A 24978-nucleotide genomic window follows, 5' to 3' on the forward strand; every position below is an offset into this window, starting at 1 on the left:
ATAAAAGCACCCTTTGGAACTGCACGAACTCAAACAGATGATCGCCAGGTATAATGCCGGCGAAGCCACCAACGACGAAAAAGCACTGATTGAGGAGTGGTACGAAAGTATTCACGGGGAGGATGCCGTGCTGGATGAAGCCGCATTGCAACGCCTGCAACAAACATTATACGCCAGCCTCAAAAAAGCTACCGGCAAAGATACCGGTATGCGCATCGTAAGCCGGCGGCCGGCCTATTGGAAGTGGGCAGTGGCGGCCGGCCTGGCGCTGGCCATAGGCGCTGGGTGGTATTATAATCCTTACCGCCAGCAGGCTACCAAACTAAGTGAGGAAACCGCCCAAGACTTCGCCCCTGGCGGCAACCGCGCCACGCTTACGCTGGCTGACGGATCCCGTTTAGTGCTGGAAAATACTGGCAACGGCACCCTGGCCCAGCAAAGTGGCGCCAGCATTCATAAGAACAATGGCCAACTGGTATATGATGCAGCTGGTACACCTGCTGCCGCCGGCAGCAACATCCTCAACACCATTACGACCCCCCGGGGTGGCACCTTTGCCATTGTACTGACAGACGGCAGCAAGATATGGCTGAACGCTGCATCCAGCCTACGATTTCCCGCCTATTTTGCTGGCAGCGATCGAACCGTGGAACTGCAAGGAGAGGGCTATTTCGAAATTGCGCCCGATGCCAGCCGGCCTTTTCACGTAATATCCGGCGATCAAACCCTGGACGTTTTAGGAACACATTTTAACATCAGTCATTATACCGACGAATCGGCCATTATTACCACCTTAACAGCAGGCAGTGTACGGGTAAAAACCAACAGCGATACAGCCCTGCTGACACCGGGACAGCAATCTCTCGTGCGCAACAACGATATAACCCATATCATCCATGTGCAAAAAGAAGCAGACACCGGGCAGGCACTGGCCTGGCAGCATGATATGTTCCAGTTTAACAATGCAGATATTATCACCATCATGCACCAGCTAAGCCGCTGGTACAATGTAGAAGTAGTGTTTGAAGGACCTTTGCCCACGGAGCATTTCAGTGGAAAAATATCCCGCAACGTACCCGCCTCCGGGGTTCTGAAAATTCTGGCGGCAAGTGGTATTAACTTTAAAATAGCAGGAAGAAAAATTATACTGATGTAAAAATGTAACCGGCACTACCAGCTGGATAAGCAGGCTCTTCAACCATTTCAGCTAACAACTTTATTGTGCAGTACACCCCGTGTAGTGTGCATTCTGTCATCGATCTATGGCTAAAAAAAGCCGGCACGTGTTGCAACCACGTTCCGGCCATACAGTCAGGGACCGGTCGCTAACAGCTATTGTCTAAAAAAGCATTATCAACCAAAAGCCCAAAACCAAACAAATGTATGGAAATTTCCCGTCTTTCCTTATCGCCGGCTGCTTTGCCCCGGTGCAAAAAAATCTTTATGGTTATGAAATTAACCAGCTTTTTATGTTTACTCGGTTGCCTGCATGTCAGCGCTACCGCCTTCAGCCAAAATATCAACCTTTCAGAAAAAGATGCCAGCCTTAAAAGCATTCTGAACAAGCTCGAACAACAAAGTGGCTATACCTTTTTCTACAACGCAGACCTGGTGCGGCAGGCCCCGCATGTAAACGTGGAGATACAGAACGCCACCTTGCAACAAGCCCTGGACGCCTGTTTCCAGGCAATGCCCCTGCACTATACACTGATCGATAACACCGTGGTGATTACCCGCCGCAACATCGATTTTGTAAAGCCGATGAATGCCCTGGCACCCATCGTTTTTATAGGCAGGATTATAGACGAAGCCGGCAACCCGCTGCCCGGCGTTACCGTAAAGATTAAATATACTAACTACGGCGCTGTGACCAATAAAGACGGGCAATTCACCCTGCTGGTGCCGGACAAAGACAATAATACACTGGTAATAACATTCATCGGTTATACCTCGCAAGAGGTATCCACCAGCACACTTAAAAGTCCACTGATCATTACGCTGAAGGAAAACGTTAGCTCCCTGGACGAAGTGCAGATTCTTGCCTATGGCCAAACCAGCAAACGCCTGCTCACCGGCAACATTACCACCATCACCGCCAAAGAAATTGGCAACAACCCGGTGACCAACGTACTATCTGCCATAGAAGGCCGTGTGCCGGGCCTTTACATTACCCAGAACTCCGGCCTGCCTAGTTCTTCCTTTACCACGCAAATACGCGGCAATAGTAGCTTTAACGGTACTAACCCGCTGTTTGTAGTAGACGGTGTTACCTATCCGGCCAACGATAACCTATCTTTCCTGAGCAACGGAGATCTGAATAACTCCATTTCCCAGGGCAGCAGCGCCCTGAACTTCCTGGACCCTTCCGAGATCGAAAGTGTAACGGTAATGAAAGATGCCGATGCTACTGCCATCTATGGCTCCCGTGGCGCTAATGGCGTGATCCTCATCACCACCAAGAAAGCTAAAAGTGGCATCCCGCAGTTGTCTATCAATGCAAGGCTTGGCGAGTCGTCCCGTGGCACGGCACCCAAACTGATGAATACCGCACAATACCTGGCCATGCGCAGGGAGGCCTTTGCCAACGACAACGCCACCCCTAAGGCCTCCGACCTTGATCTGAATGGTGCCTGGTCGCAAACGGCCTATACGAACTGGCCAAAATACACCAGCGGTATTCACGCACTCAACTCCGATGTGAACGTAGCCTACGGTGGCGGTAATGGCAATGTGAATTACCGCATCAGCGGCCAGTATGCCCAGCAAGACGCCGTGCAGCTAGGCGGTGGCAGTGTGAAAACCCTGGGCCTTCGCTTTGACATTAACAGCACCTCGCCTAATAAGAAATTCTACTTCGATATGTCTGGTGGATTTTCGTCTACTACAAATAATACAAAGCCCGGCGACTTTTCCAACGTAAGTCTCTCTACCCAGGCACCCAATATGCCAGCGCTGATAAAACCCGATGGGCAGCTGAACTGGGATAACCTGGGCGGCAACCAGAACCTGCTGCAAAAGGTGAAGCTACTGTACAATGCAACTACCAACAATTTGCTGAGCAATACCGTATTGAGCTACCATCCCATAGCAGGCCTCAGTATTAACGCCACCATCGGCTACAACCTGCTGCTGAACCGCGATTTCCGGGGACAGCCCACCGACTATTACCAACCAGTGGGCAATGTAGCCTTACAAACACAGGCCGCCCGCAGTGAATTCAGCGTGCGCACCTGGACGCTAGATCCCAACATAGACTACACGTTTAAACTGGGCAGCAAAGGCACATTAGACGCACGTGCCGGCGGTACGCTGGTAGACAAGCTCAATCCTTACAGCTCCATCACAGGTGTAGGCTTCATTGGCGACGCCCTGCTCTATAACCCCGCTACTGCTGCTTCCGTAGTAGCCAATTACACCCAGGTACAGGAACGCAATCTTGGCTACTTCGGCATTCTGAAATATAATTGGGCCGACAAATACCTGCTAAGCCTCAACGGCCGTTACGACGGCTCCACCAAGTTTGGCTCCGGGAAGCAGTTTGGTGCTTTCTGGTCTGTTGGCGCTGGATGGATATTCACCGAAGAGTCGTGGCTCAAAGACCGCATCCCTTTCCTTTCTTTTGGTAAACTACGCGGCAGCTATGGTATTACCGGCAATGATGGCATTCCTAATTACCTCTTCCTTTCTACCTACTCCACCGCCCTGTCTTACGATGGCAAGCCAGGCCTCTCGCCTACCCGCCTATCTAATCCCGACCTGCAATGGGAGCAGATCAAGAAACGGGAGGTGGGCCTTTACCTGGAATTTTTCAACGGCCGAATTGCCTTCGATGGGGATTATTATAATGACATCACCTCTCACCAGCTAGTCACCAGTTTCCTTTCTTCCGTAACAGGCTTCACCCAATACCCGATAAACTCACCCGCCATTATCCGTAACAATGGTGCAGAACTGAGCCTCACTACCTACAACATAAAAACGAAACAATTCACTTGGTCTACCGGGATAAACATCACCATTCCCCGCGCTACATTGGTGTCTTACCCGGGCCTGAGCACCTCTGCCGTGAGTACCAGTTATATCGTGGGCAAATCGCCCTTCCTGGTGCGACTGTATAACTATGCCGGCGTAGACCCGCAAACGGGTAGTAATACTTACATTAATAAGAAAGGCGACAAGGGCGCCTTCATACCTTTCCTCTCCCCGGAACAGTTGGACATCAATACAGACCGTACAAAATACATTGATCTATCGCCCAAATATTTTGGCGGCATCAGCAATAGTTTTAGCTACAAAGGTTTCCACCTCGATGTGTTCTTCGAATGCAGGAACCGCATGGGCCGGAACATGCTGGGCGCGCAATCACAGATGCCCGGCCTGTTTAACGTGAACACTACTACACAATGGCTGAAACGCTGGCAGCATCCAGGCGACGTAACCGATGTGCCGAAAGTATCCCAGGGCATTTCATCCATCCTGGGGTGGAGCAATTTTAGCCTTAGCACCGGTGCTTACGAAAGGGTTATCTATGCCCGCATGGCCAACCTGAATTTCTCTTACTCCCTGCCGCAAGCACTCCTCAAAAAAGCGCATATCCGCAATGGCAGCATTTTCTTCCAGGGCCAGAACCTGCTCACCATTTCCAAATACAAAGGAGGATTGGACCCTGAAAACCTTACTCCTGGCAGCTTACCACCGCTGCGTATTTTAACCGGCGGTATTAGTCTCAACTTGTAAAACAACTGGCATGAAAATATTAAAACATACTTATCTCCTCTTTGCAACGCTGCTGATCACCTTCAGCAGTTGTAAAAAGTTTCTGAACATTCCCCTGCCGGTAAACCAGATTGCCGGCAACGGGGCTTATATATCAGACAACTCGGCGGGTGCCGCGTCTACCGGCAACTTCACCAACATGTATACTTCCGGCTACTTTAACGGTGCAGAAAGTATTCCCTTCCGCACCGCGGTGTATGCAGATGAACTCACCAACCTTTTGACCACCAGTACCCAGCACCAGGCGTTCTACACAGACAACCTACAAGCAACTAATGTAGGTCAGTGGAGCAGTTTGTACAACCAGATATGGAAGATCAATACCACCATCGAAGGGCTGGATGCCAGCACCGCTACCCTGGAACACAAAAACCAATGGTTGGGAGAATCTTATTTCCTGCGCGCCTGGATGTTCTTTCACCTCCAGAACCTTTATGGCGACCTGCCTTTGGCCATTACCAGCAGCCTCTCTACCAATAATACTTTATCCCGCAGCCCTAAAGCAGCCGTGTACGCACAAATCATTGCCGACCTGCTGAAAGCACAGGCTTTGCTGCCTGATAGTTATACAGATGGTTATGGCGAAAACACCGATAAGCGGGTACGCCCTAACAAATGGGCCGCTACCGCTTTACTGGCCCGGGCTTACCTCTATAACGGGGAATGGGCCAATGCAGAAACACAGGCCACGGCAGTGATTAACCAAACCGGCACCTACCACCTGGAAGCGCTGGACAGCACCTTCCTGATAGGCAGCCACGAAACGGTGTGGGAACTGGCCCTGGTGACGGTACCCGGCGCTGCAGTTGCTACCGTGTATGATTACGCGTTGTACAACTTTGGCATTCCTTCCGACCTGGGTGTAGGTAAAACGCCGTTCGATTACCGCATTAGCTTTGTGGCCAGTGACGACCTGGTAAATGCCTTTGAACCAGGCGACACCCGTTTCACCAAATGGCTGCACCCGGTAGCCTCCGATGCCGATGCCACCCACGAAGCCATCACCTATTATGTCATTTATAAATACCGCGCCGCCGTGGTAGGCATTGAAAACGCCGTACAGATGCGCCTCCCCGAGCTATACCTCATCCGTGCAGAAGCCCGCGCCCAGCAGGGCAGCAACCTGCCCGGCGCGCAGGCAGACATCAACGTGGTGCGCACCCGTGCAGGACTAAGCGGCACTAAAGCTGCCACCAAAGACGCTTTGCTGGCAGCAGCCCTGCAAGAACGCCGCGTGGAATATTTTACGGAAGGCGGCCACCGCTTCTTCGACCTGAAACGCACCGGCAACATCGACGCCGTAATGACCCTGTCTGCTCCGAAAAAAGGCGGCACCTGGGATAGCAACAAACAACTGTGGCCCTTGCCCACCAACGATCTGCAACAAGACCTGAACCTGCAACAAAACCCAGGCTATCAGAACTAACCCACTTTAGATAACTACCCGCGCGGGTACAATAACACCCGCGCTTTTTTATTCACTTTTAATAACTAACCGTAATGACTATACGTAAAATAGGATGGGCAGCCCTGTGCTTGCTCACGCTGCCGGCCATGGCGCAGCAGCAACCCAATTTCACACTCAAAGGCACCCTCACCAACATGCCCCACGCCTATACCAAGTTATACTTGCTGTACGATAGTACCTTCGTACCCAAACAGGCCGACAGCGCCGTGGTGCAGGATGGTAAGTTCCAGTTCTCCGGTTACATTCCTGCCGCCATGAATGTATCGATCGTAGCCCAAAAAGTAGCGCAAAATGCAGGCATCAGCGTCAACGCAAGCGAGCGAATGATTTTTATGCTGGGCAAAGGCAATACTTCCCTGACTGCCAATGGCTCCCTGGGGCAATTTACCCTCAGCGGACCGGGCGCCAAAGCCAACCAGGATTATCATACCGCCATCGCCGCTACCCTACTGGTAACCGATAGCATCAAAAAAATAACGGAGCAGCCAGACTACAAGACCAACCGGGCATTGCAAACTACCGTGATGTACCGGATATCTAACCTTTTTAAACCCATGAATGATGAAATGATCGCGTTTGTAAAATCCCATCCTGCATCGCCGGCCAGCCCCGCAATGGTATATGGTATTGCCAGCAGCCCATTCACCACCACCCAGTTGACAGACACGCTGCTGGCATTACTACCGGCAGCATCCCTGCCCACGGTGAAGAATGCCGTGGCCACCATATATACCAAACACGCGCAGGAACAGGCCGAAAAAGAAGCCGCCGCCAGTAAAACCGCACCCGGCACACCGGCGATAGATTTTACCCTGAACGATATAGATGGCCATCCCGTAAGCCTGGATTCCTACAAAGGCCAGTATGTGCTGATAGATTTCTGGGCAAGCTGGTGCGGCCCCTGCCGGGCAGAAAACCCTACGGTACGCAAGGCCTTTGAGTCATTTAAGGATAAGGGATTTACTGTGCTGGGCGTATCGCTGGATGTAGCCTCCCAAAAAGATAAATGGATGCAGGCCGTTGAGAAAGACGGACTACCCTGGAAACAAGTTTCCGACGGAAAAGGATGGAATAGCGACGTGGCGGCCCTGTATGGAGTAAAATCCATCCCGCAAAACTTCCTCATCAGCCCAGATGGCAAGATCATCGCCAGGAACCTGCGGGGAGCAGCCCTGGAGGAAAAACTGGCTACCATCCTGCACTAAGATAATAGCCATATGAGATTTAAATGATGACCAGCCCTGGTACACATTCGGTTGATTAAATAGTATCATTCAATAAGCACCGGTTTTTTAACCATCGCTTATTGAATGGTACTTAAAAATACAAAGCGCTTAAAAAAACAGGATGCGCTACACCAGGGAGCGCCCCCGGTAATAAAAACGATAAAACCAAAACGCGGAAAGCCCCAGGCACAGCGCCATACAAGCCCATACCTGCCCATACATGACGCCCCAGAACATTCCTATAAAAAATACAAATACCCAACGCAGGTACACCCCGGTGTGTAAACCAATCACGTATAACAGGCTACGCAAACATACAAGCATGCTTAAGCCCCATACCGTCATCAACAAGGCCCAGGGCAGCGAAAAACATAACCACAGCCACCCTATTTCCGGCAAAAAAATGAACGCATATCGCAGGGCCAGGAAGGCAAACAAGCGGGAACGGCTATACGGAAAGTTTAATCCAAATTTTAATTGGAACGTTTCGAAGCGCTGGTCCTGGTATAGCAGGTAAACATGCGCCATCACGAATAGCAGTACCACGAGCTGCAAGGCCCGGAAATCCTGCACCCCATGCAGGGCCACGTACCACATAACTGCCAGGGAAGCTGTTTTGATCAATACCCAAGACACCTTGTGCTGGTGAATGAGCTGGTAGATAAATAAGCTAAAAAAAGGTTTACGCCATTGACGGGTAATGCCCACCCGCGAAGTGCCGCCCGGCAACCGGTTGGCCAAAACTACATACCCCCCAGCACTCACGGCTACCAGCACCAGTAAATAACACAAAGACCACAACGGTATTTGCAGATGTCCGTACAGCCCACCCAGCACCAGCGCAAACAGGACATACGCCAGGGCCGGCAGCATTATGAACAGTTGTGCTACATACCAACTAAAAAACTGCCTGCGCCGGCTAAACGCGGTGGCACTGTAAAATAAATACTGGCTGGCCGGCAGCGATAACTGCGCCGCTACATACTGCCAGCTTTTAAAGGCATACAAGGCCCATACTACGAAAACCGCCCCCATCATGAAGGGCGAGGTAATAAAAGTTAGGGTGATCACCAGGCTGGCCACCGTTATCTGGCTGGTGGGAATGGTACCCGCGTAGTTAATGAAAAAGCAATAACTCACTACGGCCACGAAGAAAAACAGCAGCAGCCCCGCATGCACCCGGTAAAAACCTTTGCCAAAACTGCGAATGAGTACCTGTGTGAATGGTGCATGCATGCTTAAAAATTTACCGTATTGTTTTCTACCAACAAAGTCTGCAAGGCAGGCAGGGAGCCCGTTTCCAGTGGTTGGTGAGAGGATAATAGAAAGCTTACCCCGGCTGCATACTGGTCGCGTATCCAGGTATTCAGCACTGCCAGTGCGGCGGTGTCCATGGTAATCAGGGGTTCGTCCAGTAGTATCCATGCTGGCTGCCCCAGGAAGGCCAGTACCAACGACAGTTTTTTGAGCATACCACTAGAATACCCGCCCACCGGCCGATCCAGGTCGTTTTGCAGCCCAATGCTTTCCAGGTAATGCCCTTCCTGCCCTGCCGGGGCCTGCTTGGCGGCGGCAAAGAGGGCACACATTTCCCGGCCAGTGAGGAACTCCGGGAATATGGGTTCTGCTTCCGCAAAATTTACCCGCCGGCGGTAGCCAACCGGTTGTTTTTTAAGGTCCAGCATTTCATCCAGCAACACCTTCCCCTTAAAATCCAGTACGCCTGCCAGGGCTTTCAGCAAGGTACTCTTGCCCGATCCATTTGCCCCGCGTATCCAATATACACCCCTGGAAAGCGCCAGGGAAGGCACTTGCAGCGCCAGGCGACCCTGGTAATACTTTTCGAATTGTGAAATATGTAGCATACCTCACCAAAATATCTGATTTATAAAAAGGTAACCCCATAAAATCTACCAACGGCATTTTACACCTTACTACTGGCAACAAAAAAGGGCCAGCGTATCAGCCAGCCCTTTCCAATAACATGGGAATAAAATTAATAGCCCTGTAAGTTCACCGTGTCTGTTTCGGTGATCGCTACCTTCCGGCCCATCTTTTTCTGGATAATGCCAAAATGATGATCGTCTTCCGGTGTTACCAGGGTAATAGCTTTACCCATGGCGCCGGCGCGGCCAGTACGACCTATGCGGTGAATGTAGTCTTTAGGAGAACGGGGCAGCTCGTAATTAATCACCACCGGCAGTTCCACGATGTCTATGCCACGGGCCGCCAGGTCGGAGGCCACCAGTACGCGTATTTTGCCACTCTTAAATTGGTGCAGTATATCGATACGGGTGTTCTGGCCCATGTCTCCATGAAAGGCAGCGGCCTGTATGCCGTTCTTATTAAGCTTGGCCACGATGTTGTCTGCCGTGCGGGTGGAGGAGGCAAATACCAGCACCTGCTGTATATTCTGTTCTTTAATGAGATAGCGCAGGAAAGGCCCTTTGCGCTCCATGCTTACGTGGTAAGCCGTTTGTTCGATGGTGTCGATGGCATCTTCCGTTTCCTTGATCTCTATGGTTACCGGCTCAAATAAAAGATGCTCCTGCAACCATTTAATATCCGGGTTAAGGGTGGCGGAGAATAAGATGGTTTGCCGGCGAACGGGCAACTGGGCCAGTATCTTATCCATTTCTTCGCGGAAGTCCTTGTTCAGCATCTTATCCGCTTCATCCAGCACCAGTATCTCTACTTTATTGAGGTGGAGGGTTTTACTTTCCACCAGGTCTAGCAGGCGGCCAGGGGTGGCTACCAGCACGTCGGTATGGCGTAGGTTTTTCATCTGCGGATTAATGGATACGCCGCCATATACCGCCGATGCCTTAATCTGCTGCGGAAGGTGCTCACTCAGATCGGTAAACACTTCGGCCACCTGTATGGCCAGTTCCCGGGTAGGCACCAGCACCAGGGCGGGCGGAAAGCGTTCGCTGCGCTCGGTACGCTGCTGGAAGCGCTCAATAATGGGTAAGGCATAACTGGCGGTTTTCCCGGAGCCGGTTTTAGATACACCCAATACATCTTTCCCCGCCAGGATGGCCGGTATGGCCTGTTCCTGCACCGGGTAGGGATGCGTATAATTTTTCCGGGTGATCGTGCTCAATAAAGGAATGGACAGGCCCAGCGTTGCAAAACTCATTTTCTTTTTTGCCGCAAAGCTATCGAAAATAATACACTTGCCTGTTTTCATTCACACCCAGGCCCCGGTGTTACGATGCAGCAGTTCCTATTCCTAGGCATGCCCCCTATTCCCAGGCAGGCAGCATATGGTAAATAACTGCCATTTGCGGGTGATTAAAAGTGATAAACAGGGAAAGAGCCACCCGGGATGGCCTATCATACCGCAAGGTGCAGATAATAACGTTCACGCATACACGCCATTTCATAGAATGCCTGCAACATGCTGTAGATACAGCATGCAGGCTTGCTATTACAAAACAGTTTATTTAAAGCTATTTTTCCAGGACAATGCCGGCTGCGGAGGCAGCGCGTTGGAGTTTGTATTTATTTTTGGGGCATATACTGCCCGGCGGCGCGCTTGTACCCGGCCCACCAGCAGTACCAGTGCCACTACCATGCAGCGCACTAGCAGGGAAGTATGCATAAAAATTGCCCCGCAGCGTACCTCCACCACAATGATCAAAAATACGATGAGTATTGCCATCATCTTTTTCATAGCATGCATTTTTTAGTAAACAGGATACCAGCGCAGGAAAGAAAATCCCCCACAGCAGGCCATACCGCTTTATAACCGCCGTGCATTCATCCATTATTAACCACTGCAGGCCGTATGCCTTTCACAATGCAAGCTTACGATAAGTTGGGCTGCTCCTCGGCAGCATGTGACCAATGTACCGGAAGATGTGACGAACAAAGGCCTGCCAGCAACCCTTTCATATTAAACAAATTCATTACCTTTACAACGCTTGTATGAGCCCATGCCAGTTACCCACACTGGAGAATCCGAACCTATGAAAAAAATGTTTCACACCACCGCACGCATTGGCCTGGCTATTGGCATTTTGTGCCTGGCCGGCGCCTCCACCGGCTACCTAACCATGAGCAGTTTCCGCCGGCATGCCGCTACGGCCAGTGGTACCGTGATCGATATGGTGTCTTACCACAATGGCGGCGACCTTACGTATGCGCCGGTGGTGACTTATTACGATAAAAAACGCAAGCGCCATACTTATATTTCTCACGCCTACGCTACCCCTGCCGCCTATACGATTGGCGAAGGGGTATATGTTTTCTACAATCCGCAGCATCCTGAAGAAGCCCAGTTGGTACCATTCAACACGCACACTGGTCTGATGGTGCTACTTGTTGTGGGCTTGCTGGCAGGTGGTATGGGTATTGGCTTATTGTACTACCGGCGGTCAGCAAGCCACCCACAAAACTGGCTGCTGCCCAATGGACGCAGCGTGGCCGTGGAATTTATAAAAATGAAAAAATGAAAAAAAAGCGAAAGGCCGGTTTCGTTGCCTTTCGCTTTGCGCATAACTGCTAATAATAACTACCAGATAAAACTAGCGACCGCTCCCGATGGTAGTACCGGGGTCACTATCTTACCGTTGTATTTAATGTTAAACGCCTGCTGCGAAGATCCCGTGTTGATCACCAGTAGCACATGTTTTCCATCGGGGCGTTTAAAGGCCACGTTATTGAAAGTGCTATTGTTATCAGAACCTATACGCACAGCACCTGGGCGGATAAACTTGGCGGCATGGCCAATAATGTAGTAAGACACATTGCGCGTTACACTGCCGCTAATGGTGAGGGCGCCCATGCAGTTGCTGCAACCGCCGGAGGTATGCGGCCCGTAATTAGCATCGGAGGCCAGGTTCCATTCCAGCACATTTCGGCTCCAATTGCGCGTAGCGCCAATAATCAGGTTAGTGATATGCCATTTCAGATCGCCCCCAAAATTACCGGGGCCACCCACCCACTGCTCGGTAAAATATACCGACTTATCGGGATAAGCATTGTGCACATTACTCAGCGCGCTGATGTCGCCGGCATAAAGGTGAAAGGCGGAACCATCTACAAAGGCATTGGCTCCTGCATCCGCTAAAATACTAAGGGGATAATCTGTACGGTCTGCATTATGATCATACACGATAATCTTGGTGGTAAGTCCCGCATCCCGGAAAGCGGGTCCCAGCGCATTTTTGATGAAGTTGGTTTGTTCGTCGGGCTGCATGGTCATACTGGGATTGTTGTTGCCATTCAAGGGTTCATTCTGGGGCGTAATGGCGTCTATGGTAATGCCTGCTGCCTTCATCGCTTGAATATATTTTACAAAATACTGGGCATACACCGCATAATTGGCCGGCTTTAAACTACCGCCTGAAAAGCTGCTATTGGTCTTCATCCACACGGGGGCAGTCCAGGGCGAGCCTAATATTTTAATATCAGGCGCAATGGCCAGTATTTTTTTCAATATGGGTATCAGGTCCGTATTTTCTTTATCAATGCTGAACTGCGCCAGGGTAGGATCTTCGGTGCCAGCGGCTACATCATCGTAGGTGAAGGTGGAACTACTCATGTCAGACGCGCCGATACTGACGCGCAGGTAGCTCACGCCAATGTGATTACTGTCTGTTGCAAATAGTTCCTGCAACAAAGCATCCTGCGTGGCGGGGTCCAGGGCATGGATTAGGGAGGCACTGCCGCCGGTGAGGCAGTAGCCGAAACCATCGATAGACTGGAATGTCTGGGAATCGTCTACGTTGATGGTGGGGTAGGTATTCACCGTATCGCGGAATAGCAGGCTTACATTTTGTTTGGCCAGCAACACACTTTTGTCTGCGGTAGTAACCCAGGCCTCCACATCGGTTTTTAAAGGGCCGGTGGACGTATCTACGGGAGGATTTACAGGTGTGGTGCCGGTATCGCCGGTACATCCTGCGGTGGTAATGGCTGCCAGTAAGCAAACCAATGCTACTTTGTGTAGGTTTTTCATAGTGAAATCATTTATCGGTCATTTTATATACGCGAACATAATCTACCTCCATGGTAACGGGGAAAATAGGATCGTCTACCCCCTGCGCACCCCCCCAGTCGCCACCAATGGCAAGGTTCAACAGTAAATGAAACCGTTTGTCGAACGGCCATACCGTATACCCGGCGCCTTCGTTCTGCACCGTGAGTACCAATTCATCATCAATATACCCGCGCAGCGCCGTTGGCGTCCAGTCCAGCCGATACAAGTGGAATCCGGTGATCGCGGTGGGAATCACCTTGGTAGCTGTTTGCTGGGTATTGGTTTTAAAGTAATATTTTTCGCAGTGTGCGCTGATGTGAATGTTATTGGGATCGTACCCCACCTGCTCCATAATATCTATTTCGCCCGACTTTGGCCAGGAGCCATAAGCCCAGTCGGTAGGAAGCATCCAAATGGCAGGCCAGCTGCCTGTACCCGCCGGTAATTTAGCTTTTATTTCGAAGCGGCCATACAACCAATCGCCTTTATGAGCAGTCACCAGCCTGGCGGATGTGTAATCGCGGCCATTGGAGGCCTCTTTGCGGGCGGTGATATGTAGCAGGCCGTCTTTCACATAAGCGTTGCTTATGCTGCTGGTATAATCTTCCAGCTCATGGTTGCCCCAGCCGCTGCCGCCCAGGTCGTAGCCCCATTTCCGGGCATCCGGCAGGCCGTCTGTATCAAACTCATCGCGCCATACCGGCGTAGGCTCAAAGGTCCAACCCTTGTCTTGCGGCGGTGTGGGCTTCACATTACCCCCACTGGAAATAGCATCTCTTTTTTGCCCGGAGCAGGCAATAATGGCCACCGTAAATAGCAATAGGGGCAAAATACATAATATTTTCATGCTATTCGTTTAAAGGACAACACCCACCTCCGTATAGTATTAAAAGTGGAAATGTTTTAAAGACACTGGTCCCTCAGCATTTGCAGGTAGGCACTCCCCTTCTCCCGCGCAAACTGCACATTGCGGGCGGGTATCTTTTCCGCATCTCCATAAAACGCCAGCGCTTTGCGGATGCTGGCCTCGCGCAAGAGGTGCAGCATGGGGTAAATACTACGATTGGTAAAATTAGCGGCATCGTCTACCGTGCTGCCTTCGAACTGGTATAGGGGGTGAAAGGTAGCTACCTGGTAAATGCCCTGGTAGCCCTTTTGCTGTAAGAGATGCTCTACCCGCCGCACCAGCGCCAGGTAATCGTGGAAAGCGGCGAAGGTGCCGGGCAAAATAAGTAGCGTAGTTTCGATATTTTTATCTGCATCCAGCCGCTGAAGCTCCCGCAGTAATACGGCGCGGCTCGAGGTAAGGGTCATGCCTGTTTCCACCTGGTAATGAATACTGTTGCGTTGCAGCTCGCGCGCAGCAAAAGGACAAAAATTACAACCAATCACCACAGATTGTATCCATTGGCGGGTTTGTGCAACGACCGTGGCTTTATCATCCATGCCGTAAAGATAGCGGAATATCACTCGGGCGCAATACCTGCGGGTAATTCTGCCTGTAAGCTCTTTACCGGGTTTACCATTGTGGCTTTCGTGGCAGGCTGGCATACCGTAACCAGCGCCATAAGCAGGGCAAATATGCCTGCACCCGCAAACATCCATCCGCTGAGCATCACGGCGGCCACCTGTTTTTTATCTACAAGCACATATAAGTTGTCTTCCCCGGCAATTACCGTAGGCAGGTACATGCCCACGCTGCTTGGGGGTTTGGTCAATGCCGGGAACGGATCGACGGCCAGGAAATGCCAGTTTAAAAGCGGGAAAATGGCATTGTCGGCAAAGATGATTTCTTAAATTTTATACTGCTGATCAAGCTGTAAGATGGTGCCACCACCTTCAGGATTTATGCGGGCGTTACTACCCATCTCTGTACGCTAGGCGAACAGTATTATTCCTGTTGTTGATGCAAGGCCCGTTCAATATGTTTATCGGGTACTAGCCAGGTAGTAGCTACTAAAAATATGATTATTTCGGAGCATAGGGGGCTTACATATGCCAGTCCTATACCCACCAGGTAACCAATGGTGGAGATAATACTTTTGCGGTTATTAGCACGTATAGCTGCTTCCATGGCCGGACTAAAAGGTGTGCAACTGCGTATTACGGCAATAAGGATGGTGTAAGCAGCGCCGCAAAGCATCAGGTTCAGCGAGTAGGCCACTATAGTATTGGGGGCCTGGTGATTTTCTCCCAGCCAGCCCGTAGTAACCGGCAGCAGGGAAAGCCAGAACAGCAGATGCAGGTTGGCCCAGATAATACCGGAAGAAACGTTTTTAACTGTGTGCAGCAGGTGATGATGATTGCCCCAGTAAATGCCTACATAAATAAAACTGATAACATAACTGAGGAACACAGGAAATAAAGGTTCCAGATCGCTCCAATTGGCCCCATGCGGTACTTTAATTTCTAACACCATGATGGTAATGATGATGGCAAATACGCCATCGCTGAATGCTTCTAGTCTTGTTTTATTCATGACAATACAGATTAATGGCAATATAAGATTATTGTGGGATTGTAGCACAACTGCTCCTTATGTAGGCAGCAGTTAATGGGTTTTCCGGCATTCGCCGGGCTTATTTGATAGCATTGGATAAATGAAAGCAATTAGTGCGCGAAGACTCTCCATAAAGCAAGATGGAGGCAGATAGTTTGCAAAGCATTTGCGGCCTCAGGAAAATGGCGTGAGAAATTTACGCAGTGCAGCGTTAAGCGGCAAACGGGCCGAGCGAAGTACAAAAGCCCAGTTGCACAATCGCCCAATAGAAATCCTCTCGCTCAATAGTAAGCTTCGTTTGCCGTAGCGGAGCGCAGTAAATTTTAGCCATTTTCCGCAGCCGCCAGGTGCTTTTTTATTTCTTTTTTGCACCAGCAAAAAAGAAAGCCCCCGCGGCAGCGGAGCATCTCCCAGCGCATGCCAGCAAAAACATTACCTTCGTACATATCATCGATAAGCGTGGATGATATGCGCAAAGGCCATCCCCCTGCCCCCTTCAAATGGGGACTAATGCATCGGAGCCACCATGGCTTATTTGACAGCATCAAATAAATGAAAGCGAATAGTGCGAAGACTCTCCATTTAGCAAGATGGAAACAGATAGTTTGCAAAGCATTTGCGGCCTCAGGAAAATGGCGTCAGAAATTTACGCAGTGCAGCGTTAAGCGGCAAACGGGCCGAGCGAAGTACAAAAACCCAGCTGCACAATCGCCCAATAGGAATCCTCTCGCTCAATAGTAAGCTTCGTTTGCCGTAGCGGAGCGAAGTAAATTTTAGCCATTTTCCGCAGCCGCCAGGTGCTTTTTTATTTCTTTTTTGCACCAGCAAAAAAGAAAGCCCCCGCGGCAGCGGAGCATCTCCCGGCGCATGCCAGCAAAAACAAATGCAGTGGATGTACCCGCTTCCACTGCATGTTTCCTCAAAGATTCTTAAGTGAGCGGCGCGGTAAATACCTTAATAGCGCCGCCCCGTTGTAACTGGGTGTGCTGCGTCCATTGGTCTTGCACACGGGCCAGTTGCGCTTTCATTTCCAGGGCGTATAATTGCTGGAGCAGGCGCTCAGTGGCCAGTTTTTTATTTTGGTGTTGAGAGCGGCTGTCGCTAGCCAGTACGCGCAGTCCTGCTGCGGCATGGATGGCCCATACGGCAGTCTCGGTTTTGTTTACGTGCTGTCCGCCGGGGCCCGAGGCGCGGGTGGTTTTGTATGTGATAGCACCTGCGGGTACTGCCTGGGCTGCGGGGGTAAAAGATTGTACACTCACAAACCAGTTCTTGCGGCCATGTGTAGGGCGGAAGGGGCTTTGGGCAATCCATTGTACGGTGCCTTCCCATTCGCGCAGCCAGGCAGCGGCAGCCCCGCCCTTCAACCGCAGCAACACAGAGTGCAGCGTGTCTGGAAGCGCACCGGGCGCTTTGTCTGTTACGGTGGCCTCCAGCCCTGCCGCCGTGGCGGATTGTAATAGCAAGGGAAGCAGCTTGGCCACTACCCTGCTGCATTCTGCCGGACCATGGCCGGCAGATATTTGCAGGAAAATATAATTGTGCATGTTATGTAATATTATCAGGTAGGATTCCTAACTTTTTTTAAATAAAAACCCTGCGCACTTAATAATAAAAAAAATGCCGCAATGGCTTATTCTTTATGCATACGCACGATCTTGGGCAGAAAACGCCCTTCTACCGCCACCAAGGCCGATTGGAGATCCATCACCGTATGAATGTCTTTGTAGGCCAATGGCGCTTCTTCGGTAGAACCGCCTATCAGCGTCACCTCATGTTGTGCCAGTAGTTTTTTCAGGGAAGACACGGTAATACTGTCTTTGGCCCGCTGGCGCGACATAGCCCGTCCGGCCCCATGGGAGGCCGATTGCAAGGCTTGGGCTACGCCCTTTCCCCGCACCAGGAAACCGGGATCTATCATGCTACCGGGAATAATGCCTGCTTCACCTGCATGTGCCGGTGTGGCACCTTTGCGGTGTACGATAGCAGCCTGCCCATTGGATAGTGTTTCCTTCCACGCAAAATTATGGTGGTTCTCTACGGTGGCCAACGGCTGCAAACCCAGCGCCCTTGTCAGGTTCAGGTGAATACGCTCATGACAGGCCTTGGCATATTGGCCAGCCAGCGTCATACTCTCCCAGTAGGCCTGGCCTGCTTCGCTGTTCATATCCAGCCAGGCCAGGTGTTGAGCTGCTTTGGGCAGCCGGCATAGGTCGCGGGCTATATCCGTGTAATACATGGCAATGGCCGCGCCCAGGCCCCGGGAGCCGCTGTGCGATAGCAGCGCTGTGTAATGCCCGGCGGGCAATGCCATCTCGTTGCCTTCATACAGCTCCAGGGCGCCAAATTCTACGAAGTGGTTACCTCCGCCAGAACTGCCCAATTGCCGGTAAGCTTTGCCCTGTAAGGATCGCAGCAGCTCCGTGTTTTTAAACATAGGATCGTCCATCACGGCATGCTCCTGGCGTACACCAAGGCTGCCTTCCATACCGAAATGGGTATGTTCACGGAGGGCGGTTTTGAGTTGATGTCCATACCGCACCAGGTATTTATCGTTTTCACTAAAAATGGTAAGCGCCATGCGGCAGCCAATGTCTACCCCTACAGCGTAGGGAATCACGGCGTTGTCGGTAGCCAGCACGCCGCCAATGGGCAGGCCATAACCGCCATGTGCATCGGGCATTAATGCCCCTTGCAAGGCCACGGGCAGTTGCAGTGCCACACCCATTTGTTGCTGGGCGCTTTGGTCTATTTGCTGACCGCCATACACCTTACAGGGCGCGGCATCTTGCGCGGCGCGCAGCGCGTAAGCGGTGAATACCGGCGCTACTTCGTCCGGCAGAAAATGCGCAGCCAGCGGAGCCCACACGGCATCATCTTTCCAGTCTTCGGGTGCTGCCATTACCTGTTGTAAAATATGCTGTAGTTGTTCCTGGCTTTCGTGTTTACAATGCCGGGATATGATATTGATGGCAAGACTGCGGCTAATGTCTGATGTGTAGCCAATCTTGCGCAGTGTTTTTAAAGGAATGCCTGCTTTCATACAGTGCGAAAATTGAAGTAGTTATAAAAATGCATACAAAGGCGTGGGCCGCAAACGGCCGGTGTGTAAACAAAGCATAACCCATCGTGTTGTTGCTGCGCGGGCAGCAGGATGAAGAAATATTTTCTGGAAAACGGGTTGGCAACGCAGGCGTGGGAACGCCCCGTAGTAGCGGGTTTTATCCGGGATAAGGCATTACATGATACGCCGCCAGCCATGTGTGCAGACGTTCACTTTTTCTTACCACCTTAAAAAACGGGAAAAGACCGGTCTGGGTAAAACCGAAAGTGCCAACTAAGCGATATGTGTAGATTGTTCCAGCATATATAATACCCTCCACTTGTAGTTTAGGATGAGGTATAAATTGAGCAACAAAGTTGCGATGATTATTTTTAAAAAACAAGTTCCCCAAAAAATTAGCCTATATACAGACCTGTCTGTGCCAGGTATAAAAGTATTACCTTTAACCCATGAAAACGGCAGGAGTAAAAGAAAGAGTATTGGAAACGGCGGCCCGGTTGTTTTACGAACAGGGCTACCAAGCTACGGGGATCAATCAGATCATCGAAGAGGCAGCTATTGCAAAAGCGAGCCTGTACCAGCATTTTGCCTCAAAAGAACTGGTGCTGAATGCTTACCTCCAAAATCATAAAATTAATTGGTATAATAACCTACTGGCCTACACCGAGCAGATGGAAGCTGGAAGGGAAAAGTTGCTGGGCCTGTTCGACTACCGCAAGCAAACGCTGGAAAACCGCCATTATAAAGGATGTGCTTTTTCCCGCATGGTGTATGAACTACCAGATATCAATGAAGAAGCGCTGGCCATTATCCAGGGCCACAAACTGGCCATTAAAGGATTTTTGAAACAGCAACTCTACGTAATGAAAACAACTTTTGGGAAGGACGACCTGAACGAATTTACCGAAATGCTTTTCAACCTGTTAGAAGGTGCCATTCTGCAAGGCACCATCCTGCGCTCTAGCAAACCGATGGAAGAAACCCGGCGCATGATCGTGAAACTGCTGGATAAAATCTAAACCGTAGCCAGCTTACATTCACACCTCCACAGATTTACTCAGCTTGTGCATTTCCAATACCGTCATACTGCCATCTTCGCGGTACATGGGTACAAACTTTCTTCCGAATTTTATTTCATCGAATGTATAAGAGGTACGTTGCAGCACAAAGTTGGAATATACGTCGTTGAAGCCACGGATCATAACGTATATTTCCACATCGGCTGCCTCGAGGTCTGCTGCGGTAAGGCCCTGGATGGGGCTTTCGTTGTCTATAGGATGTACCACCGTCCAGTTCATGGGCAGGTTTTCTACTTTGTTACGCTCCAGTTTCAACTCATAATATTGGTAACGTTTTTTACCATTCACCTCCGCCAGCATGGCCATATTTACCTGCACGGTTACGTCGCAAAGTGTGTGTTCGTCTTTATAACCTGCAAAGCGAAACATTAGCGCAGCACCGCCATCATAGGGTGCTATTACGGCATATTCGCTGAAGGCCAGGTGGGCGCGTGGACGGCTAAAGCGGCCATAGATTAAACCCGTAGCCACGGCAAAAGACAGGAAGCCGCTCATAGCCTCTATAGCCGCCAGCAGGTTGGCCCCGTCACCCACCGGGTTCACCCGGCCATAACCTACCGTGGTAAAGGTTTCTGTACTGAAAAAAAAGGCTTCTTTAAAAATGCCCCAGGCCGTATGAGACACCACGCCCTGCAACTGGCTGATGCCGATGAGCAGGTATAAGCTGGCATAAAGTAGGTTAATGCAGCAATAGGCCGCTACCAAACATAATACAAATGTAGGCCAGGACAAGTTCAGCAAGGCATGGTATACGCTGAAACGGTTCCAAAACTTACGCCCCTCGCGGCGCAGGTTGTAGGTACCATCTTTGTTCAGAAAACGGTTGCCATGCACGTCGGCAATATTGCTGAAACCAGTGCTCTCATTAATCTTCAAAAAAGGATTTACTTTTTGCTCCACAGCCATGACGTAGGGGTTTAACTCCTTCAAAACTACTATTCGTTTTTTACACACAGTATTTTTTTGATACAGCCCTTTACAGCCGCTACCATGCAGAGGCAGGCGCAGAAGGGTTACAGGCGCAGGAGGCCAAATTTCTGCAACCCGCTCACGGGTTTATTATCCCAGAACAGTTCAAAATCTTCCAGGCCGGCAGCCTCGTAATGGGCTTTTACTTCCTGGTAAGTATAGGTCTTGGCATTGTAGCCAGACAGCTCCGCGAGCATTCCCGCCAGCCATTGACCCTTGGGTACGTCTACTCTGATGTTAATAGCCTCCTTTCGACTTTGAAAGGTGAGGGAAGCCATTTCCCAGGAGCTGCCCTTCTTGGTTTTTACAATGGTTTCCATGTCTGGCGGGCGGCCCAGCCATACCAACCGGGCAGTGGGTTTGGTACTGGTGTATTCTTCCTCCTGCAAGGCCTTGGTAATAAAATCCGGGGCAATGCTGGTGCGCGGCACTTTAAATTCGAACCACTTTTGCAGCGGGTAATCCAGGCAGGTGCCATGCATGTAATTGAAGAGCGATTTTTTCAGTCCGAAACTATATGCGGCATGGTCTGCCCCGCCGGGATCGGCATGTTCCAGGTCGTTGTTGGCAAAAGTACCATCAGGGCCCGATACCCGCTGCACACCAAATGCCGCAGGGTTCAGGCCCACGGGGCTGTGGGCCGTCATGGTGAACTGGTGCCAGAAAGCCGATTGCAGTACGCCCGACTGGAAAAGCTGCCGCACCATTTCCAGGGAATCGATGGTTTCTTGCGCAGTTTGCGTGGGGAAACCAAACATTAAATAGGCATGTACCATGATGCCGGCCTCGGTAAAATTGCGGTTCACCCGCGCCACCTGGGCCACGGTAATGCCTTTTTTAATGAGGGCCAGCAGCCGGTCGGACGCCACTTCCAGCCCGCCGGATACGGCAATGCAGCCGCTGGCTTTGAGCAGCAGGCAGAGGTCGCGGGTGAAGCTTTTTTCGAAGCGGATATTGGTCCACCAGCTTACCGTAAGCTTACGGCGAATGATTTCCAGCGCCAGCGCGCGCATAAGGGCGGGTGGCGCGGCTTCGTCTACAAAGTGAAAACCATTCTGCCCCGTTTGGGCAATAATGGTTTCCATGCGGTCGCACAGCATACTGGCGGTAAGCGGTTCGTAGTGCTGGATATAATTTAGCGACACATCGCAGAAGGTGCATTTACCCCAGTAACAGCCATGGGCCATGGTGAGCTTGTTCCAACGCCCGTCGCTCCAAAGACTATGCATGGGGTTTACTACCTCAATGGCAGAAATGTATTGATCCAGGAGAAAATCACTGTAATCCGGCGTGCCGGTTTGGCCTTGTTTATAGTCGCTGCAAGAAGGGTTGTTGAGATAAGTTACCTTCCCATCCCTTAACAAGAAAGTACGTTTTAACAGATCTGCTGGAATATCGCCATGCAGGTATTTGAGCAGATTTTCTACCGGGGCTTCTCCATCGTCGAGGGTAATAAAATCAAAGTATTCAAATACACGAACATCGCTCACGGAGCGCAGCTCGGTATTGGCAAACCCGCCCCCCATCGCAATCTTTACCTGGGGATGGTGTTGTTTTATCCATTGCGCGCAGCGGAAACCCGCGTATAGATTGCCGGGAAATGGAATGGAAATAGCCACTAACCTGGGTTGCACCTGTTGCATATGGGCGGCCAGCAGGTTTGTCATCAGGGTATCGATAAAAGTATATTCCTGTTGCAACGCATGGTGCAGCACTTCGAAGCTATTCGCAGAACGGCCCAGCTTTTCGGCATAGCGACTAAAACCAAAGTGAGGGTCCACGCATTCCATGATCAGGTCGGACAGGTCTTCGAGGTACATAGTGGCCAGGTGTTTTGCCCGGTCCTGGGTGCCCATGGTGCCAAAGGCCCAGTACAGGTCGTCCAACTGGGCAAAGCGGTCCGCTTCGGGCAGGAAATCGCGCTTGGCGATCAGGTGCGCCAGGGTGGGGTTTTTGCCCTGAAGGAATTTCACCACAGCATCGATGGTTTGCAGGTAATCATTTTGCAGCACCAACATGCGCCGGGCATTGTCTGACCAGTTGCTGGCTCCGGTTTCATTGATCTTGGCAAACAGCCTTGCCAGGCCCTGTTGGGAAAACAGCGCCAGCGTAACCTCAATGCCCAGGTCGCTCTGGAAAGCGGTGATCTGTTTGGTGTTGAGGAACCCTTTCAAGTAGGCCGTAGCCGGGTAAGGCGTATTGAGCTGTGTGAAAGGCGGTGTGATCAAAAAAACTTCGGCACTCAAATCGGGTCATTTTAGCGTACAAAAGTAGGTTAAAATGTATTAGGTAGCCGGATTAGAGCAGCCCTCCCTCCATGAAGAGGTGCACCGTGGGCCTGTATGGAAGTTTGGTCATACCCAAGATAAAGCCTGCCAGCGCCCGGGATGCAGGCACCTTAAGCCCCTATGGGAGCCAGGATACGACCAGGCTAAAACTTACCAGCATTTCGGAAAATGCCCCTTATCACCTCTCTTACCTTACATATACTCCCCCGTTCCTGGTAATATTATCCTACCTTTGCACGCTATGACTTTCGCAGACCTGAATCTCAATAAGCCGCTGCTCAATGCCTTGCAGGACCTGGGATATACCACGCCCACCACCATCCAGCACCGGGCGTTTTCGGCCATGATGTCTGGCCGCGACGTATGCGGCATTGCGCAAACCGGCACGGGTAAAACCTTTGCCTACCTGCTGCCCATCCTGCGACAGTGGGAGTTTTCCAAGGATAGATTTCCCACGGTACTCATTATGGTACCTACCCGGGAACTGGTGGCCCAGGTGGTGGAATCTGTCCACCAGCTAACGCCCTACCTGCGCGTGGTGACGGAAGGTTTTTACGGTGGGGTGAATATGAACCCCCAAATGGATCGCGCCAGCCAGAAGATAGACATCGTGGTGGCCACCCCAGGCCGCCTGGTAGACCTGATACTGAGCGGCGCCCTGAAAATGAAAGCCATTAAAAAAGTGGTGATCGATGAAGTGGATGAAATGCTGAACCTGGGCTTCCGCACCCAGATCAAACACGTGCTGGACCTGCTGCCCCTGCGCCGGCAAAACACCATGTTCTCCGCCACCATTACCGACGAGGTACAAGCCCTTATCCAAACCTTTTTCAACGAACCCCTTATCATAGAAGCCGCCCCCGCAGGCTCTCCCCTGGCTAATATCCAGCAGATTGCCTACGAGGTACCCAACTTTAACACGAAGGTGAACCTGCTGGAAAAAATGCTCCGGGAAGATGCTACCATGACCAAAGTGCTGGTATTTGCCGCCACCAAGGCGCTAGCCGACGATCTTTTTGAAAAACTGGAACCTGCATTTCCAGGTAGGGTGGGAGTCATTCATTCTAATAAAGAACAAAATCACCGTTTCAATACCGTGAAGCAATTCCAGGAAGGGAACTACCGTTTTATCATCGCCACCGATATCATTGCCCGCGGACTGGATGTGGCGGAAGTATCGCATGTGGTGAACCTGGATGCGCCGGAGGTGCCGGAAGATTACATTCACCGCATTGGCCGTACTGGCCGAGCAGACCGTCCCGGGGTGGCCATTCTTTTTAAAACGGAACAGGAACAACCCCTGGTGGAAAAGATAGAAGCGCTCATGCACTACCAGATACCTACCCTCCCCCTGCCGGCGGATGTAGAAATCTCGAACGTGCTTATTGAGTCTGAACTGCCCCCGCCCCTCTTCGTAAAAAACGTGGAGATCCGCCTTCCCAAAGCCGAACCAAGAGGCCCGGCCTTCCACGAGAAAAAAGCGAAGAACAAAAAGGTGAATGTAAAAGTGAGCCACAAGGATAAGATGAAAGCCAAATACGGCAAGCCTAAAAAGCGGGGCGCCAAGAAGAAGTAAGCTACCCCGCCAGGGCAACAGGTGCATTTCACCCCTTCTTTTTACT

Annotated in this window: 20 protein-coding genes; 7 read left to right on the plus strand and 13 right to left on the minus strand. The window is 51.0% G+C overall.

Annotated elements, in window-relative coordinates; translation table 11 throughout:
* The first annotated feature begins 13 nt into the window (after positions 1–13).
* The 4 genes from GA0116948_RS14460 to GA0116948_RS14475 all read left to right on the plus strand — a co-directional run bounded on the left by GA0116948_RS14460 (position 14) and on the right by GA0116948_RS14475 (position 7449).
* Complete coding sequence (locus GA0116948_RS14460) at positions 14–1156, plus strand: FecR domain-containing protein (protein ID WP_089713487.1); 1143 nt, start codon at positions 14–16, stop codon at positions 1154–1156.
* A 293-nt stretch (positions 1157–1449) separates the two neighbouring features.
* Positions 1450–4737 (plus strand): SusC/RagA family TonB-linked outer membrane protein, encoded by a 3288-nt coding sequence (locus GA0116948_RS14465; RefSeq protein ID WP_165798489.1) that lies wholly within the window; start codon positions 1450–1452, stop codon positions 4735–4737.
* 10 nt (positions 4738–4747) lie between these two features.
* Positions 4748–6202, plus strand: coding sequence for a RagB/SusD family nutrient uptake outer membrane protein (locus GA0116948_RS14470; protein ID WP_089713492.1), 1455 nt, complete (start codon positions 4748–4750; stop codon positions 6200–6202).
* Between the two features lie 74 nt (positions 6203–6276).
* Entirely contained in the window at positions 6277–7449 is a 1173-nt protein-coding gene (locus GA0116948_RS14475; protein ID WP_089713494.1) for a TlpA disulfide reductase family protein, read from the plus strand.
* Positions 7450–7596: 147 nt separating this feature from the next.
* Here GA0116948_RS14475 and GA0116948_RS14480 read toward each other — a convergent pair whose 3' ends face one another.
* The 4 genes from GA0116948_RS14480 to GA0116948_RS14495 form a co-directional block, all read right to left on the minus strand.
* A complete protein-coding gene (locus GA0116948_RS14480) occupies positions 7597–8706 on the minus strand; it encodes a hypothetical protein (RefSeq protein WP_089713496.1) in 1110 nt (369 codons plus the stop codon).
* Positions 8707–8708: 2 nt separating this feature from the next.
* Positions 8709–9335 (minus strand): ABC transporter ATP-binding protein, encoded by a 627-nt coding sequence (locus tag GA0116948_RS14485; protein ID WP_089713498.1) that lies wholly within the window; start codon positions 9333–9335, stop codon positions 8709–8711.
* Between the two features lie 131 nt (positions 9336–9466).
* On the minus strand, positions 9467–10609 hold the full coding sequence (locus GA0116948_RS14490; protein WP_089713499.1) for a DEAD/DEAH box helicase: 1143 nt from the start codon (positions 10607–10609) through the stop codon (positions 9467–9469).
* Positions 10610–10912: 303 nt separating this feature from the next.
* The gene (locus GA0116948_RS14495) at positions 10913–11146 is read right to left on the minus strand and encodes a hypothetical protein (protein ID WP_123891818.1); all 234 of its coding nucleotides are present in this window, start codon (positions 11144–11146) and stop codon (positions 10913–10915) included.
* 295 nt (positions 11147–11441) lie between these two features.
* On the opposite strand from GA0116948_RS14495, the gene GA0116948_RS14500 reads away from it, so the two are divergent.
* Complete coding sequence (locus GA0116948_RS14500) at positions 11442–11927, plus strand: DUF3592 domain-containing protein (RefSeq protein WP_165798488.1); 486 nt, start codon at positions 11442–11444, stop codon at positions 11925–11927.
* 59 nt (positions 11928–11986) lie between these two features.
* On the opposite strand, the gene GA0116948_RS14505 is transcribed toward GA0116948_RS14500, so the two are convergent.
* The 7 genes from GA0116948_RS14505 to GA0116948_RS14535 form a co-directional block, all read right to left on the minus strand.
* Entirely contained in the window at positions 11987–13435 is a 1449-nt protein-coding gene (locus GA0116948_RS14505) for a glycoside hydrolase family 30 protein (RefSeq protein WP_089713505.1), read from the minus strand.
* 7 nt (positions 13436–13442) lie between these two features.
* On the minus strand, positions 13443–14303 hold the full coding sequence (locus GA0116948_RS14510; protein WP_089713507.1) for a glycoside hydrolase family 16 protein: 861 nt from the start codon (positions 14301–14303) through the stop codon (positions 13443–13445).
* A 56-nt stretch (positions 14304–14359) separates the two neighbouring features.
* A complete protein-coding gene (locus GA0116948_RS14515) occupies positions 14360–14902 on the minus strand; it encodes a DUF1415 domain-containing protein (RefSeq protein WP_089713509.1) in 543 nt (180 codons plus the stop codon).
* A gap of 20 nt (positions 14903–14922) precedes the next feature.
* On the minus strand, positions 14923–15174 hold the full coding sequence (locus GA0116948_RS14520; RefSeq protein ID WP_089713510.1) for a hypothetical protein: 252 nt from the start codon (positions 15172–15174) through the stop codon (positions 14923–14925).
* Positions 15175–15347: 173 nt separating this feature from the next.
* Positions 15348–15935 (minus strand): TMEM175 family protein, encoded by a 588-nt coding sequence (locus GA0116948_RS14525; protein WP_089713512.1) that lies wholly within the window; start codon positions 15933–15935, stop codon positions 15348–15350.
* A gap of 950 nt (positions 15936–16885) precedes the next feature.
* Positions 16886–17503, minus strand: coding sequence for a peptide chain release factor H (prfH, locus tag GA0116948_RS14530; RefSeq protein ID WP_089713513.1), 618 nt, complete (start codon positions 17501–17503; stop codon positions 16886–16888).
* Between the two features lie 86 nt (positions 17504–17589).
* Positions 17590–18999, minus strand: coding sequence for an RtcB family protein (locus GA0116948_RS14535; protein WP_089713515.1), 1410 nt, complete (start codon positions 18997–18999; stop codon positions 17590–17592).
* 470 nt (positions 19000–19469) lie between these two features.
* Between GA0116948_RS14535 and GA0116948_RS14540 the strand changes: the two genes are divergently transcribed.
* A complete protein-coding gene (locus GA0116948_RS14540; RefSeq protein WP_089713517.1) occupies positions 19470–20039 on the plus strand; it encodes a TetR/AcrR family transcriptional regulator in 570 nt (189 codons plus the stop codon).
* An 18-nt stretch (positions 20040–20057) separates the two neighbouring features.
* Here the strand turns inward: GA0116948_RS14540 and GA0116948_RS14545 are convergent, their stop codons facing one another.
* Positions 20058–21029 (minus strand): ion channel, encoded by a 972-nt coding sequence (locus GA0116948_RS14545; protein ID WP_240619217.1) that lies wholly within the window; start codon positions 21027–21029, stop codon positions 20058–20060.
* An 83-nt stretch (positions 21030–21112) separates the two neighbouring features.
* Entirely contained in the window at positions 21113–23314 is a 2202-nt protein-coding gene (locus GA0116948_RS14550; RefSeq protein WP_089713520.1) for a B12-binding domain-containing radical SAM protein, read from the minus strand.
* A 283-nt stretch (positions 23315–23597) separates the two neighbouring features.
* On the opposite strand from GA0116948_RS14550, the gene GA0116948_RS14560 reads away from it, so the two are divergent.
* Positions 23598–24932: a DEAD/DEAH box helicase gene (locus GA0116948_RS14560; RefSeq protein WP_089713525.1), complete on the plus strand. Its 1335-nt coding sequence runs from the start codon at positions 23598–23600 to the stop codon at positions 24930–24932.
* The last annotated feature ends 46 nt before the right edge of the window (positions 24933–24978 follow it).

This window comes from Chitinophaga costaii, from assembly GCF_900094705.1.
Lineage (GTDB): Bacteria > Bacteroidota > Bacteroidia > Chitinophagales > Chitinophagaceae > Chitinophaga > Chitinophaga costaii.